The following is a 14,424-nucleotide window of genomic DNA, read 5'->3' as shown; positions in this document are numbered from 1 at the left end:
GACTTAAACAAATTTCAAGCCCAAACAAAGCCTAAACTGGCTTTGTAAGCGGCAAACACATCCCGATTCTCGGTCAGCCACTCAAAGAAACGGAAAGACATCGCTGTCCGAAAAGCTTCCAAGGCTTCCACAAAAGTGTTTAAAGGTCGATTCGCCCACTGCCTTTGCAATCCCCCAGTTAACTTATGCCACAGGATAAATGTATAGGCACAAAACACCAGGATAAAATGACGAAGTAAGCTTCGTTTATCCCTGACTTGATATTCCCTTAACCCTAACCATCCTTTGGCTTCTCGGTAGAATACTTCCACCCAATTTCTTTCGGTGTAAGTCCTCACTATCCACGAAGCTGTTACTGTATCTGCCTCAACTACATTGGTGATGAAATAGTCCACCTCTGTGGCTTTTTCCATTGAACTTGCATTCATGACGATCGCCAAGTTCCTTTCTCCTTCTAGTTGAGATATTTTCGCTCTGAATACCGCTACCCAAACCGTTTTTTCTTTATCTAGATTTAGGGTGATTTTCTCCCAATCCTTTTCTGATAGGCTTTTTGCTAGTTGCTCAAGCTGGATTGTTTCTTCCACACCCCCTTCTTTTTCAATAATTACTTTTCGATTTTTTGCCAATCCTCCTAAGTATTTTAGCTTTCTTTCTTCCAGGGCTTTGAGAAAATTTGTGTTGTTGCCATAACCAGCATCTATTAAGACGATTTTCGGTCGATAGCCTCTGGTTAAGCTCCGGTCAATTAAATCTATCGCTATCTCTGGTTTCTTCTTAAATTCTTTGTCTTCTTTCCCCTCGGCTAAGGAACTAGCCGGTTGATAAATTTCAATGTCTAGGGGGACACTTTTTTTGCCGTCGTAGAGATGGGTAGTGACGGCGACTATTCCGTTGTCTGTCTTGCCAATTTCTCCTAGGTACTGCCTGCCAACTCCGGCGGTCAGATTGCCACTTTTTCGATGTCCTGAGTCATCGACAATCAGGGAAAATCCTCGGGGGATTTGCGTCTGGCGGCATTGGTTCATCACTTGCAACCGACATTCATTCACCTGACGGTCTGACCAGGGAGATTCGGTCAAAAAGTGATGTAATCGGTTATAAACTACTCCGACGGCATTATTGGCCATTTGAGTGAGGTTTTTCCTCTCACTTTCCCCTAATAATCCTCCTAAATATTGTCTGAAGCCGTTTTTTTGCGCTTCGTTTTTGAAGCAATTGTCAAACCGCCGACACCATCGGTCAAAGCATGGGGGCATCGCGGCTGGGGTTGTCTCTTTCATCGCTGATCTTTCAACGTAAAGTGCTTACTCTTTAACGATTATACTCGATTTGATCTTTATTTGGCGTTTAAGTCCCATTATGTGACAGTTGAGGGTGCGGAATGTGGGTTCTTAGTTAACTTGTCTTTGACTTCCCTGTAGAGACAATCTAGGATTTGGGAGCATCTCACTTACGCGATAAGTAATTATACTTAGCCTAAAAGCCACTCTTAATCGTGTCTTGGAACGAAATAGAGGCTTTTAAAGACTGCGTACATGGAGAATTAAAACAAGAATTACCCTCGAAAAGCCTATTTTTCCACTAAGTATTTATGCTCATTGCAAAGGTGAGATGCTCCCTCACTGTTGGAGTTTCCCTTTTTCTTGAGCAGCCACCACAAGATGGGAATGGCGACTCCTTCGTGGACTATGCCTACAGTCAGGATGTTGTAGCAATGCTCGCCCAACTCCCAGGTAGTCCGGTCAAGACTCAACACCCAAGGCTGGGGGAGCTTCAACCAACCCACGACAATTTTCGCAATTTCAGAATAATCAAGCTCGAAGTTGCGGAAAAAGCGTTGTAATCTCTTGTAGTTGGATTCTTTGAGGGCTTTACCTCCAAATCCTACTGCTAACTCGCTCAGATTGACGGTTTTGACTTTAATTAAGGCTAGTAGTAGAGCATCAATTTTGTTTTGATGGATAAAAAAAGAGCTAATCTGGAAGAAGTTATCCAACTTCAGACAAAAAAATGCCGAAGAAAAAATATATTGTAGAGCTAACAGACTCCGAAAGAACTGAACTCGAGCAGCTAACCAAGAAAGGAAAAATAGCAGCTTACAAAATGAACCATGCCAGAATACTACTTTTAGCAGACGTCAATCAACAGGAAGGTGGTTGGACTGACTCGAAAATTAGTGAAGCCTTAAATGTTGCTCAAGCCACCATTGAGAGAGTACGACAAAGATTTGTCGAGTCAGGAATTGAATCATCATTAACTCGAAAAAAGCAAGAACATCGCCGTGCCAAAATTATCGATGGGGAAAAGGAAGCATATCTGGTTCTTCGGTTTGTGTTATGCAATGGACGGGAGTTATAAGGGATGAAACCCTTATATAGAAAGACATTGCTTCGATTTTTGCCAATTGTTTTCAATCTAGAACGAGCTAATCAATTAAGTCTCTTGCCAGATAAGGATTTAGCCTATTTATGCCCCCTGATCGAACCATACCAAGTAACGAAGAACCGCAGATCTGATTGCCATCGCTTGTAGTGAAACACCAACGGGACGAGCAAAATGGACACTTCAAATGCTGGCAGATAAAATGGTCGAACTTGAATATGTGGAAAAAATATCACGAGAAACCATCAGAAAAACCTTAAAAAAAATGAATTGAAACCATGGCTGAATCAATCATGGGTCATTCCCCCAAAAGAATCAGCGGAGTTTGTCTGTGCCATGGAAGATGTCTTGGATATTTATCATAGTGAGTATGACCAGCAAAATCCCTGGCTGTGTTTTGATGAGAGTTGTCAACAATTAGTCAAAGAAACAAAAGAGAAAATACCAGCCGAACCGAGAGAACCAGAAAGGTATGACTATCAATATGAGCGTAATGGTGTAGCCAATATGTTTATGTTTTTTGAACCATTACAAGGTTGGCGACATGTAGAAGTTACACAACAAAGGACGGCGAGCGATTATGCACACCAAATGAAATATTTGGTTGATGAGCGTTATCCGGATGCCCAGAAAATTAGAGTAATTCAAGACAACTTAAATACTCATGTAAAAGCCTCATTATATAAAGCCTTTGAACCGGAAGAGGCCAAGAGAATTTTAGATAAACTCGAATTTCATTACACTCCCAAACATGGCAGCTGGTTAAATATGGCAGAAATTGAGTTGAGCGTTTTGAATCGTCAATGTCTCGAGCGTCGTATCCCAGACATGGATAGTGGGACTTAAACGCCAAATAAAGATCAAATCGAGTATAATCGTTAAAGAGTAAGCACTTTACGTTGAAAGATCAGCGATGAAAGAGACAACCCCAGCCGCGATGCCCCCATGCTTTGACCGATGGTGTCGGCGGTTTGACAATTGCTTCAAAAACGAAGCGCAAAAAAACGGCTTCAGACAATATTTAGGAGGATTATTAGGGGAAAGTGAGAGGAAAAACCTCACTCAAATGGCCAATAATGCCGTCGGAGTAGTTTATAACCGATTACATCACTTTTTGACCGAATCTCCCTGGTCAGACCGTCAGGTGAATGAATGTCGGTTGCAAGTGATGAACCAATGCCGCCAGACGCAAATCCCCCGAGGATTTTCCCTGATTGTCGATGACTCAGGACATCGAAAAAGTGGCAATCTGACCGCCGGAGTTGGCAGGCAGTACCTAGGAGAAATTGGCAAGACAGACAACGGAATAGTCGCCGTCACTACCCATCTCTACGACGGCAAAAAAAGTGTCCCCCTAGACATTGAAATTTATCAACCGGCTAGTTCCTTAGCCGAGGGGAAAGAAGACAAAGAATTTAAGAAGAAACCAGAGATAGCGATAGATTTAATTGACCGGAGCTTAACCAGAGGCTATCGACCGAAAATCGTCTTAATAGATGCTGGTTATGGCAACAACACAAATTTTCTCAAAGCCCTGGAAGAAAGAAAGCTAAAATACTTAGGAGGATTGGCAAAAAATCGAAAAGTAATTATTGAAAAAGAAGGGGGTGTGGAAGAAACAATCCAGCTTGAGCAACTAGCAAAAAGCCTATCAGAAAAGGATTGGGAGAAAATCACCCTAAATCTAGATAAAGAAAAAACGGTTTGGGTAGCGGTATTCAGAGCGAAAATATCTCAACTAGAAGGAGAAAGGAACTTGGCGATCGTCATGAATGCAAGTTCAATGGAAAAAGCCACAGAGGTGGACTATTTCATCACCAATGTAGTTGAGGCAGATACAGTAACAGCTTCGTGGATAGTGAGGACTTACACCGAAAGAAATTGGGTGGAAGTATTCTACCGAGAAGCCAAAGGATGGTTAGGGTTAAGGGAATATCAAGTCAGGGATAAACGAAGCTTACTTCGTCATTTTATCCTGGTGTTTTGTGCCTATACATTTATCCTGTGGCATAAGTTAACTGGGGGATTGCAAAGGCAGTGGGCGAATCGACCTTTAAACACTTTTGTGGAAGCCTTGGAAGCTTTTCGGACAGCGATGTCTTTCCGTTTCTTTGAGTGGCTGACCGAGAATCGGGATGTGTTTGCCGCTTACAAAGCCAGTTTAGGCTTTGTTTGGGCTTGAAATTTGTTTAAGTCCCACTAACATCCAATAAGCGGCGGCAATACCGAGAAAAAAGATGATTATCAGGGCAATGGTGGCGGTTTTCAGAGATATCCATAGGGGGGAAAAGTCTGGCATTTTTCAGGGGTCAGGGGTTGGGTTTTGGGGTTTTGGGGTGTTGGAGTGTTGGGGTGTTGGAGTGTTGGGGTGTTGGAGTGTTGGGGTGTTGGGGTTTTAGTTGAAATTCCCCACTACCCCACTTCCCCACTTCTCCACTTCTCCACTTCTCCACTTCCCCACTTCTCCACTTCTCCACTTCTCCACTTCCCCTAAATTATCTGGCTATTCCGAAGCCGAATTTTTCAAAAATGTTTTTAGCGGCTGTGCCGGTGAGATATTGGGCGAAAGTCTTGGCAGCTTGCGGGTTTTTACTGGCTTTGATCACAGCTATGGGGTAAATAATCGGAGAATGGAGATTATTGGCAGCCGTAGCCACTACTTTTACTTGGTCGGAAATTTTGGCATCGGTGATGTAAACAATGCCAGCATCGGCGTTACCAGTTTCTACGGCGGCGAGAACATTACGGACAGAGTTGGCCAAGACCAGTTTTGGTTTTATTTGCTCTAAAATGCCGAGATTTTTCAGAACTTCTTCGCTGTACTGACCGACGGGAACGCTGCGCGGTTCACCCACGGCAATTCTTTGGACATTACTGTTAGTCAGGGAACGAAAATCGCTAATTTTTAGGGTGGAATTCTTGGGAACGATTAAAACTAGGCGATTAGTGAGCAGGTTTCTTCTGGTACTTCTATCGATCAAACCAGCTTTTGCTAAAGCGTCCATTTGCTTAGTCGCGGCCGAGACGAAAACATCGGCCGGCGCACCTTGTGTAATTTGCTGTTGCAAAGCTCCCGACGCACCGAAGTTATAGTTAACTTTAATGTTGCCATGGGCTTTTTCAAACCCCGGCTTGATTTCTTCTAGGGCATCTTTGAGACTAGCGGCGGCAGAAACTAGAATTGTCTGGGTTTGTGCAGTGGCGATAGTAGAGGAAAAAAGGTTTATGTCTGGAGATAATAAGCAACTAAGGACAATTGAGCCGATAAAAGCCAGAAAATATCGTCTTTTCATCAAGATTGATAGCAAGCGATCGATATTTATATTTCTATCACAACCAATCCACCGCCCGAAATCTGTATCTAGGGTTTGCGGCAAAAAGTTTTTCTTGGGGAAGTGGGGAAGTGGGGAATGGGGAGGTGGGGAGATGGGGGAGTGGGGAAGTGGGGGTGTGGGGAGAAAAAAGCTGAATACTATCTCCTGAATACTGACCCCTGAATCCTAGAACTTAGGGAATCCTGTGAATTTTGAGGAAATTAGTGCCTTTAGTTTTCTGCATGGGAATTCCCGCCATAATCAGGATTTTATCGCCCGATTGCGCTAGATTTTTCTGAAGCAGAATTGATTCCGTTTGCTTTAACACATCCTCAAAGACGGACACCTGATGATCAAGAAGAATCGGGATCACACCCCAGACTAGATTGAGACGGTGATAGACTCGTTTATTGGGAGTCATGGCAATGACGGGAACCGAGGGACGTTCCTTAGAAGCCAGTAGCGAAGTGTAGCCAGAGGTGGTAAAAGTGACAATATAACGGAGATCAAGGGTTTGATCGATCGCCACTAAAGCCTCACTGAGAGCGTGAGTTTCATCGGACTGATTGGGGGGAGCATTATCAAACTTCACATCCGCTTCCACATCATGGGCGATTTTGGCCAACATAGCCACAGCTTTGACGGGAAAATCTCCCACTGCTGATTCCCCCGATAACATCACCGCATCGGTTCCATCGATAATCGCATTAGCCACATCACTAGCCTCGGCCCGAGTCGGTCGGGGATTGTTAATCATGCTTTCTAACATCTGGGTGGCAGTGATGACGGGAATAGTTTTCATGTTGCAGAGTTTGATAATGCGTTTTTGCAACATGGGGACTTTTTCGGGACTTAATTCTACCCCCAAATCGCCCCGGGCCACCATAATTCCGTCACATTCCTCGATAATTGACTCCAAATTTTCGATCGCTTGCGGTTTTTCAATTTTAGCCATCACTGGCATATCTGCATGATTTCTCTCGGCTAAAAATGCCTTAATCGCCTTGATATCTTCTCCTTTACGAACAAAACTGAGGGAAACCCAATCAACCCCCTGAGAAAGACCAAATTCTAGGTCTTGTTTGTCTTTTTCGGTCATGGAAGGTAAGCGCAAATTGAGACGGGGTAGATTGACTCCCTTGCGACTTTTGAGAATTCCTCCCTCCAACACTTGACATTTTAGGTCTTTTCCGTTAATTTCAACGATTTTTAGCTCTAATAAGCCATCATCAAGGAGAATTTGCTCACCTAACTTGGCTTCCTCGGCCAGATAGGGATAATCGATCGAAACGGTGTTCGCTTCTCCCCGATACTCATCCATGGGTACAAGGGTGAGATAATCGCCGTCGTTGATGGTAATGGAACCATTGGGGAGATTACCGACGCGAATTTTCGGCCCTTGTAAATCTTGCAGGAGAGTGATAGGATTGTCTAATTCTTGAGAAATTTGCCGTAAAAGGGTAACAACTCTCGCATGATCTTCGTAGCTACCGTGGGAAAAGTTTAGCCGCGCTACATTCATCCCCGCACCGATCATCTGCTTGAGGACTTCTGGCGAATTACTGGCAGGGCCGATCGTGGCTACGATCTTAGTTCTATGGGTAATAATTGACATGGAACCCTTACTAATCGATCTTGGGACGATTACATGATATTCACTTTAGGTTAACTAAAAGTGAAGTGGAAAACAAATTAAGCTTTTCCACAGACTTGCAATCGCTCCCGGTCCGCTCCTGAGCAGTCAGGAGTCAGCTATCAGCAGCAACCGTTGAGAGCTTTCACGGTAGGATAAACTAATAACCATCTCCGCTCGTTTAGATTTCGTTATGACCAACACATTAGACGATAAAGCCATAGTCAAGGACTATTTTAACGCCACAGGATTCGATCGCTGGCGCCGGATTTATGGGGATGGCGAAGTTAACAAAGTACAAAAAGATATTCGCATCGGTCATCAACAGACGATCGATACCGTTATCGGTTGGTTAGAAAGTGATGACAATTTGCCCAATCTCTCGATCTGTGATGCCGGTTGTGGAGTCGGTAGTCTTAGTATTCCCCTCGCTCAAGCGGGCGCAACTATTTTCGCCAGTGATATTTCTGAGAAAATGGTGACAGAAGCCAAGGAAAGAGCAGCCAAAGAGTTAGCAGATACCAGTAAACTCACCTTTGCCGTTCAAGATTTAGAAGCATTAACCGGCCAATATCACACGGTCATCTGTCTTGATGTTCTCATTCACTATCCCACAGAAGAGGCATTAGGAATGATTAAACACCTGGGATCCCTAGCTCAATCCCGTTTAATCCTCAGTTTTGCCCCTAAAACCTGTTTATTAACCATTCTCAAGAAAATTGGTCAATTTTTCCCCGGTCCGAGTAAAACCACTCGCGCCTATCAACACAAGGAAAAAACTATTGTCGCCGCTCTCAACGAAAATGGCTTTAAAATTGAACGGACGAGTATGACTAGCACTCGTTTCTATTTTTCCCGTATCCTCGAAGCTGTCCGCAGTGAATAAATAATGGCAGTCACCACCAGCAAATTAATCGAGTGGAAACAGCAAAAACGCGCGATTGTCACCCTCACAGCTTGGGATTATCCGATCGCGCGACTGCTCGATCGGGCAGGAATTGATATTATCTTGGTAGGTGATTCCTTGGCTATGACCGCTTTGGGCTATCCTACCACTTTACCGATCACCCTAGAGGCGATGATTCACCACGCGGCGGCCGTGTCTCGCGGGGTAAAACAAGCTTTAGTTGTCTGTGATTTGCCTTTTCTCAGCTATCAGGAAAGTGTCAGTCAGGCAATTAACTCGGCGGGAAGGATGTTAAAGGAAGCGGGAGTGCAAGGGGTAAAATTAGAGGGAGGTTATCCCGCTATGATCGAGACGATTAGCCGTTTAACCGAGATAGGCATCCCTGTTATGGGTCATATCGGATTAACTCCCCAGTCGGTGCATCGCTTAGGATACCGTCAGCAGGGAAAAACCCCATCGGATGCACAAAGATTAATCGAGGAAGCTTTAGCCTTGGAGAAAGCGGGAGTATTTGCCCTCGTTTTGGAACATATTCCCGCCAATTTAGCCGCTACTATTACCGATAAATTGACTATCCCGACGATTGGTATCGGTGCGGGGGAAGATTGTGATGGTCAGGTGTTAGTAACGGCGGATATCCTAGGATTAACCGAAAAAGCTCCCCCTTTTGCCAAAGTTTATGCTAATTTAAGCGAGACAATTACAAAAGCAGTGGTGGAATTTGCCAAGGATGTGAGGGGAAATGAATAGCGGCGAAAAAGCTACCTTTGGTGCCGGCTGTTTTTGGAAAACTGAGGACGCATTTCGGCGTTTACCTGGTGTTTTAGCGACTTCTGTGGGTTATATGGGGGGAAATTTCCCCAATCCTAGTTATCTCGATGTGTTATCGCGAATTACCGGTCATGCGGAAGTGGCACAAATTGCCCATAATCCCCAAGAAATAAGCTACGAGGCGTTATTAGCCGTTTTTTGGTCAATTCATGATCCGACTCAGTTAAATCGCCAAGGACCGGACCGGGGAGAACAATATCGATCGATTATTTTTTATCACACCCCAGAACAAAAGTTAATCGCCACTGCTTCCAAGCGTCAACTACAACTATCGGCAAAGTTTCAGCAGGATATCGTTACTTTGATCGAACCCGCAGGAGATTATTATCTGGCCGATCAGTCCCATCAACAGTATTTGGAGAAAAAACAGGCTCGATCGGTCGGGGATTTCCAGAAGAAAATATAAATACAGGTTCGGGGTATAATGTAAAATTGCTTTCGCAGGAGATCAGGAAAAATGCCCGAGGCGGTCGGAGTCATTCAAACACTGGGTTTTCCCCCCGTTTTAGCGGCGGCGGATGCCATGGTTAAAGGGGGACGAGTCACCCTAGTTTATTTCGATCTAGCGGAAAGGGGCGAATTTTTGGTGGCGATTCGCGGTCCGATTTCCGAGGTTAAACCGGCAGTAGAGGCAGGATTAGCGGCGGCGATGACCGCTTTTGGTGGTAATGTGGTCAGTCATTACATCGTACCGAATCCTCCAGAAAATGTCCTGGCAGTTTTACCAGTGCAGCATACGGCTAAGTCAGACCGTTTTCGCAGTTAATTTCCCTAGCGATTGGCCCCAAACTAGACTATAGTTAAAGACTGGAAAATAGATTGGATTCTATCAATTAAACTTATCTGATTTTTGTTATTAGGAGTTAATTTATGACAGCCCAACCCGCGGTGGGATCGATCGAGACCAAAGGTTTCCCCGGTATTCTAGCGGCCGCCGATGCGATGGTAAAAGCAGGACGGATCACGATTGTTGGTTATTTAAGGGCAGGAAGCGCCCGTTTTACCCTCAATATTCGTGGGGATGTACAGGAGGTAAAAACCGCTATGGCTGCCGGCATTGAAGCCGTCAATAAAACCGAGGGGGCAGCTTTAGAAACCTGGGTAATTATTCCCCGTCCTCATGATAACGTGGTGGCTATTTTACCGATCGATTATAGCGAGGCAGTGGAACCTTTTCGTGCCGCCGCCGACGGTGTGATCGCTCCGATTCGTCGTTAATATTCAAGGTCAATTTTTTGTGATCGGTTGGAACTTGTCTAGTTCCAACTTAGTTTTTGATGATGATTTAAGTTTTAGTCAGAAAACCGAATTTGATAATTGCTGCAACAGTTGCACCGATAACAGTGACTATCAAAGCCCATATTTGAGCCGTTGCCCTTTCTTTCAAGTCTTTGACATCTTCTTTGATTTGGGAAACTTCGGTCTCTATTTTCGGCAATACTTCTAGTTTTGTTTCGATTCCCTTCAGGTTTCTGACATCCTCTTTGAGTTGGGAAACTTCGGTCTCTATTTTCGGCAATACTTCTAGTTTTGTTTCGATTCCCTTCAGGTTTCTGACATCTTCTTTGAGTTGGGAAACTTCGGTCTCTATTTTCGGCAATACTTCTAGTTTTGTTTCGATTCGCTCTAACCGATTGTCAAGTTTAGCGAGAATATCTTTTAAGTCAGTTTCAATGATAATAGGGTTACTCATGGGGAGATTCCTAGATTTTTATGGCTTTGTTTATCGTCAGGTTTGGGAATCGCCGTCTCTTTTACGGCGGCGAGGATGTCAGGTCTTACTCGACTCGATTAGAGCGCTAGTCAACCCTTCTAGGGTGTATTCTCGCGCCTCGATATCAACACGACCAAATAACTCTTGACAGGTTTTTGAAGTTTGCGGACCGATAGAAGCCAGACAAACTTTTTCTAATAGGGAATTAACCGATAATTCTGCCGTTTCTTGCAGCAATAACTGATAAAAATTCTGGACGGTTTTGGAACTAGCAAAGGTGACTATATCGACTTTTTCATCTCGAAACGCTTCCCAGATCTGACTATCCATGCGCGCGGGACATCCGGAATAATATGCGGCCACTTCCGTCACCTGACCGGCTTTGGCCGTTAATTCCTTAACCAAGACTTCTCTCCCTCCCGTTTCCACGCGAGGAAAGAGGAATTTTTGCCCCCTAATCGGGTCGGGAAACTCGTTTACCAAAGCATCAGCGACAAAATCCCCCGGGATAAAATCCGCCTTTAATCCTCGTGAGTGCAAAACTTGGCTGGTTTTTTTGCCCACCACGGCGATTTTTACGGTCGCTAAAGCCCTAGCATCTTTTCCCCAAAATGTCAAGCGATCAAAGAAAAAATTAACAGCATTGGCAGAAGTTAAAATCAGCCAATCAAACTCTTGTAACTGAGCGATGGCATCGTCTAAACCTTGCCAACGGTCGGGGGGACGAATCTCTAAAGCGGGCATTTCCAGAACTTCTGCGCCTTGATTTTGCAAAATTTCGCTAAATTGACTCGTTTGCTCGGCGGCACGGGTAATAACAATAGTTTTACCTCCTAGGGGTGGGGGAGAGGACATAATCGCCAGATCCACAACTTGACCAATGACCATAATAGAGGGTGAGAGGGACACCCCGGCGGTTTGAGCGAGAATATTTTCTAAAGTGCCGCGCCAAATTTGTTGATCCTTGCGTCCCGCCTGGCGGATAATAGCGATCGAGTCGTGAATATTACGCCCATTTTGGCATAATTTCTCGATAATTTGCCCTAAAGACTGACCAGCCATCAATAGTACCAGTGTATCAATTTTAGCTAAGGCTGACCAATCGAGAGACTCGGGATCGTGAGCGCTCAAGACCGCAAAACAGCGACTAATATCCTTTTCGGTCAGGGGAATTCCGGCCAATAAAGGAGCGGCCAAAGCGGAGGAAATTCCAGTTATCAGTTCAAAATCACAGCCAGCCCGCTTTAAGGCTAACATTTCAGGATATACTCGCCCAAAAACCCCCGGATCACCACTTTTAAGCCGAATAACTCGTTTTCCCTCTTGACAATAATTAACCAATATCCGATTAATCTGATTTTGCTCGGCGCCGGGTTGTCCTCCCCGTTTGCCCACATCGACTAAAACACAGGTTTTCGGCACGAGGGAGAAGATTTGACTATCCACTAGGGCATCATACAGCAAAACCTCGGCCGTGGCTAAAATTGCTCGCGCTTGCAGGGTGAGAAAACTGCTCTGACCGATTCCCGCACCGAGAAGATAAACTTTACCCCGGGGATAGACGACTCCTGACATAATCGCAAATTTGGGTTTAATCTTTAATTTAGCACTTGGAGAAGAAACAAATTACTAACGCAACCAGGGCAGCAGTAAAGTGACGAAATAATATACTAGGGGAGCGGTGAAGACATAACTATCAGTGCGATCAAGTATACCACCGTGACCGGGGATTAACTGCCCGGAATCCTTGACCCCGGCATCGCGTTTCATCATCGATTCGGTCAAATCGCCCAATAAACTGACAATACCAATTAATAAGCCCAAAATTAAGCCCGTCAGCTGCCAATAGGGCCAATCTAAATACCAAGCACCCACCTCGGCCACCGCTATACTGCCTAAAATGCCAAAAAAGGAACCTTCCACGGTTTTTTTGGGACTAATCAGCGATAAGATGGTTTTACCTAACCATTTTCCCATGATATAAGCTCCGATATCGGCGGCCCAAATGCAACCGAAAGCTAGAAAAGTCACCGTCAAAGCGGCCGGGAATAATTTCGGTTCCATCCACGATTCTGGCCAATATCCCATCAGGGGTAAGTTACTGGCCATAGCCACGGGACCACTTTCAGGAGAAAAACCGACCCGTAAACGAATCCAATAACTAGGTAAGTAACCACCATAAAACAGACCGAGAATTGAGGTGGAAATGTCGGCAATTGTCGCCATTTTGGGCTGAAAGAGCAGATAAAAACAAATTAACGCCCCAGCGAGGGGAAACATGGCATCGGTGAGGGGGGCTGCCATAGTTGCCGTCAGTAGTAATAATTGCGAAACTACGAGAGTGGTTTTAGCGGCCGGTTCAATGCCTTTAGCGCGAACTAAGCGAAAATACTCCAATTGTCCCAAAAAGACGATAACACCGATGCCGAGGGTGAAATACCAACCCCCAACGATAATAATTCCCAGTGCGAAGGCAATAGCAAAAATAGCGCTGACAATGCGTGGCCAAGGCATGGTTAATCCAGAGAAGTTAGGCGGCATTGTCATAATTATATAGATTAAGAAAACTTTATGGAAGGTTATCCCCAATTAAAGTTTATCGCCACTCAGGATGAACATGGGATCAACGGCGGCAAAAACTTGGTGAATACCCCTAGTTTCTAGGCGATTTACTGCCGCTTGTACGATCTCGATATTACGCGCCTGTAAATTAGAAAAGCCTTCGGAAAATTGATAGAGGGTTTCTAAATTATTGGCCGTAGCCACGATGCGGCCGTTGGGTTTCAGGTATTGCCACACTTCTTGCAGAACCGATTTAATCGGTTTGCCGCCCTCGATACAGACGCGATCGGGTGCTAGGGATATATTGGGCAGACAATCGGGCGCGCTGCCTTCAAAAACTGTAACATTTTTTACCCCGAAGCGATCGCAATTACGGCGGATTAAACTCGCCACTTCTTCATCCCTTTCAATGGCAATAATCGGACTATTGGGGCATAATAAGCCAATTTCAACGGGAATAGTGCCGGTTCCCGCCCCGATATCCCAGAAAACCCCCCCATCACCTAACCTCAAAGCGGAAATCATCAATAATCTCACCTCGCGTTTACTCAAGGGAATCCCAGGCAAACGTTCAAACAATTCATCGGGAATACCGGGGGTTTTATATAACCAAGTCATGGGGAATCAATTATTGAGAAGCTTCACTACCAAGCATTATTATATAAATTTGTCCAAGTTTCTTTATTAAGTAAACAGGGACTTTTCTAGTGGGACTTAGGCGTTTTCGGTCAGCAAAAAAGGCTCAAACCATTACGGGACAAAGGGTTAACCTCGATTGATGATTTTCCTTGATATATCTGGGTTTCAGCGATTTTGGGCTTCTCGAAGTAAATCCCAAGCGGGGATTGGAGTTGAGGCTTTTCTCGATTTGTTTTTTGTCTAAGTCCCACTAGAGATAAAATCCTAATTATAGGAAACTATTACCGAAAATGTCGGATGAATGCCCCCGCTACATTTTTTGACAAGATACTCACCTTTGCGGGGGATGAAATCCGACCAGAATATCAACCGCGTAGCATCGGTTTAATTCCATCATCTGTGGGTAAACTGTGTTATATTTAATTTAGCCAATGGTCGA

17 protein-coding genes and 3 pseudogenes are annotated in these 14,424 nt (G+C 44.7%); 11 read left to right on the top strand and 9 right to left on the bottom strand.

Features of this window, described 5'->3' with window-relative positions; genetic code table 11:
* Window positions 1–14: 14 nt before the first annotated feature.
* Complete coding sequence (locus MAE_RS24135) at window positions 15–1,283, bottom strand: IS701-like element ISMae34 family transposase (protein ID WP_012264345.1); 1,269 nt, start codon at window positions 1,281–1,283, stop codon at window positions 15–17.
* A gap of 338 nt (window positions 1,284–1,621) precedes the next feature.
* Window positions 1,622–1,939 (bottom strand): annotated as a pseudogene (locus MAE_RS24130) (IS4 family transposase); the annotation flags it as partial.
* A gap of 74 nt (window positions 1,940–2,013) precedes the next feature.
* On the opposite strand from MAE_RS24130, the pseudogene MAE_RS24125 reads away from it, so the two are divergent.
* The 4 genes and pseudogenes from MAE_RS24125 to MAE_RS24110 all read left to right on the top strand — a co-directional run.
* A pseudogene (locus MAE_RS24125) lies at window positions 2,014–2,313 on the top strand (helix-turn-helix domain-containing protein); the annotation flags it as partial.
* Between the two features lie 87 nt (window positions 2,314–2,400).
* Window positions 2,401–2,535, top strand: coding sequence for a hypothetical protein (locus tag MAE_RS34445; RefSeq protein WP_422730584.1), 135 nt, complete (start codon window positions 2,401–2,403; stop codon window positions 2,533–2,535).
* Window positions 2,510–3,222 (top strand): annotated as a pseudogene (locus tag MAE_RS24115) (IS630-like element ISMae29 family transposase); the annotation flags it as partial. The gene MAE_RS34445 and the pseudogene MAE_RS24115, both read left to right, overlap by 26 nt.
* Before the next feature lie 76 nt (window positions 3,223–3,298).
* Window positions 3,299–4,567 (top strand): IS701-like element ISMae34 family transposase, encoded by a 1,269-nt coding sequence (locus MAE_RS24110; protein ID WP_012264345.1) that lies wholly within the window; start codon window positions 3,299–3,301, stop codon window positions 4,565–4,567.
* Here MAE_RS24110 and MAE_RS33635 read toward each other — a convergent pair.
* Together MAE_RS33635 and modA are read right to left on the bottom strand one after the other, a co-directional pair.
* Window positions 4,547–4,684, bottom strand: a complete 138-nt coding sequence (locus MAE_RS33635; RefSeq protein ID WP_158303563.1) for a hypothetical protein — start codon at window positions 4,682–4,684, stop codon at window positions 4,547–4,549. The two genes, MAE_RS24110 and MAE_RS33635, sit on opposite strands and share 21 nt — an antisense overlap.
* Window positions 4,685–4,880: 196 nt before the next feature.
* Window positions 4,881–5,678 (bottom strand): molybdate ABC transporter substrate-binding protein, encoded by a 798-nt coding sequence (gene modA, locus MAE_RS24105; protein ID WP_012267844.1) that lies wholly within the window; start codon window positions 5,676–5,678, stop codon window positions 4,881–4,883.
* Window positions 5,679–5,753: 75 nt separating this feature from the next.
* Here modA and MAE_RS35930 point away from each other — a divergent pair, with 75 nt between their 5' ends.
* Window positions 5,754–5,882, top strand: coding sequence for a hypothetical protein (locus MAE_RS35930; protein ID WP_269453947.1), 129 nt, complete (start codon window positions 5,754–5,756; stop codon window positions 5,880–5,882).
* Window positions 5,883–5,892: 10 nt separating this feature from the next.
* Here MAE_RS35930 and pyk read toward each other — a convergent pair whose 3' ends face one another.
* Window positions 5,893–7,314 (bottom strand): pyruvate kinase, encoded by a 1,422-nt coding sequence (pyk, locus tag MAE_RS24100; protein WP_002758171.1) that lies wholly within the window; start codon window positions 7,312–7,314, stop codon window positions 5,893–5,895.
* Between the two features lie 211 nt (window positions 7,315–7,525).
* On the opposite strand from pyk, the gene bchM reads away from it, so the two are divergent.
* From bchM to MAE_RS24075, 5 genes are all read left to right on the top strand, one after another.
* Window positions 7,526–8,218: a magnesium protoporphyrin IX methyltransferase gene (gene bchM / locus MAE_RS24095; protein ID WP_002758172.1), complete on the top strand. Its 693-nt coding sequence runs from the start codon at window positions 7,526–7,528 to the stop codon at window positions 8,216–8,218.
* A gap of 3 nt (window positions 8,219–8,221) precedes the next feature.
* Window positions 8,222–8,989, top strand: coding sequence for a 3-methyl-2-oxobutanoate hydroxymethyltransferase (gene panB, locus MAE_RS24090; protein WP_002771218.1), 768 nt, complete (start codon window positions 8,222–8,224; stop codon window positions 8,987–8,989).
* On the top strand, window positions 8,982–9,476 hold the full coding sequence (gene msrA / locus MAE_RS24085) for a peptide-methionine (S)-S-oxide reductase MsrA (protein ID WP_012267843.1): 495 nt from the start codon (window positions 8,982–8,984) through the stop codon (window positions 9,474–9,476). The genes panB and msrA overlap by 8 nt, the downstream gene beginning before the upstream one ends.
* Before the next feature lie 51 nt (window positions 9,477–9,527).
* Window positions 9,528–9,836, top strand: coding sequence for a carbon dioxide-concentrating mechanism protein CcmK (locus MAE_RS24080; protein WP_002782143.1), 309 nt, complete (start codon window positions 9,528–9,530; stop codon window positions 9,834–9,836).
* A gap of 104 nt (window positions 9,837–9,940) precedes the next feature.
* Complete coding sequence (locus MAE_RS24075; RefSeq protein ID WP_002796279.1) at window positions 9,941–10,288, top strand: carbon dioxide-concentrating mechanism protein CcmK; 348 nt, start codon at window positions 9,941–9,943, stop codon at window positions 10,286–10,288.
* A 67-nt stretch (window positions 10,289–10,355) separates the two neighbouring features.
* On the opposite strand, the gene MAE_RS24070 is transcribed toward MAE_RS24075, so the two are convergent.
* The 4 genes from MAE_RS24070 to cbiT form a co-directional block, all read right to left on the bottom strand.
* On the bottom strand, window positions 10,356–10,763 hold the full coding sequence (locus MAE_RS24070; RefSeq protein ID WP_002782142.1) for a hypothetical protein: 408 nt from the start codon (window positions 10,761–10,763) through the stop codon (window positions 10,356–10,358).
* 78 nt (window positions 10,764–10,841) lie between these two features.
* On the bottom strand, window positions 10,842–12,359 hold the full coding sequence (gene cobA / locus MAE_RS24065) for a uroporphyrinogen-III C-methyltransferase (protein WP_012267842.1): 1,518 nt from the start codon (window positions 12,357–12,359) through the stop codon (window positions 10,842–10,844).
* Between the two features lie 54 nt (window positions 12,360–12,413).
* On the bottom strand, window positions 12,414–13,331 hold the full coding sequence (locus MAE_RS24060) for a phosphatidate cytidylyltransferase (protein WP_002796273.1): 918 nt from the start codon (window positions 13,329–13,331) through the stop codon (window positions 12,414–12,416).
* Window positions 13,332–13,373: 42 nt separating this feature from the next.
* A complete protein-coding gene (gene cbiT / locus MAE_RS24055; RefSeq protein WP_002732225.1) occupies window positions 13,374–13,964 on the bottom strand; it encodes a precorrin-6Y C5,15-methyltransferase subunit CbiT in 591 nt (196 codons plus the stop codon).
* A 318-nt stretch (window positions 13,965–14,282) separates the two neighbouring features.
* Here cbiT and MAE_RS35925 point away from each other — a divergent pair, with 318 nt between their 5' ends.
* A complete protein-coding gene (locus MAE_RS35925; protein WP_002799771.1) occupies window positions 14,283–14,408 on the top strand; it encodes a hypothetical protein in 126 nt (41 codons plus the stop codon).
* Window positions 14,409–14,424: the final 16 nt, after the last annotated feature.

The sequence above is a fragment of the Microcystis aeruginosa NIES-843 genome (assembly GCF_000010625.1).
GTDB classification, from domain to species: Bacteria; Cyanobacteriota; Cyanobacteriia; order Cyanobacteriales; family Microcystaceae; genus Microcystis; species Microcystis aeruginosa.
Note: the sequence above shows the minus strand (reverse complement) of the source record. Positions and strands in the feature narration are given on the sequence as shown.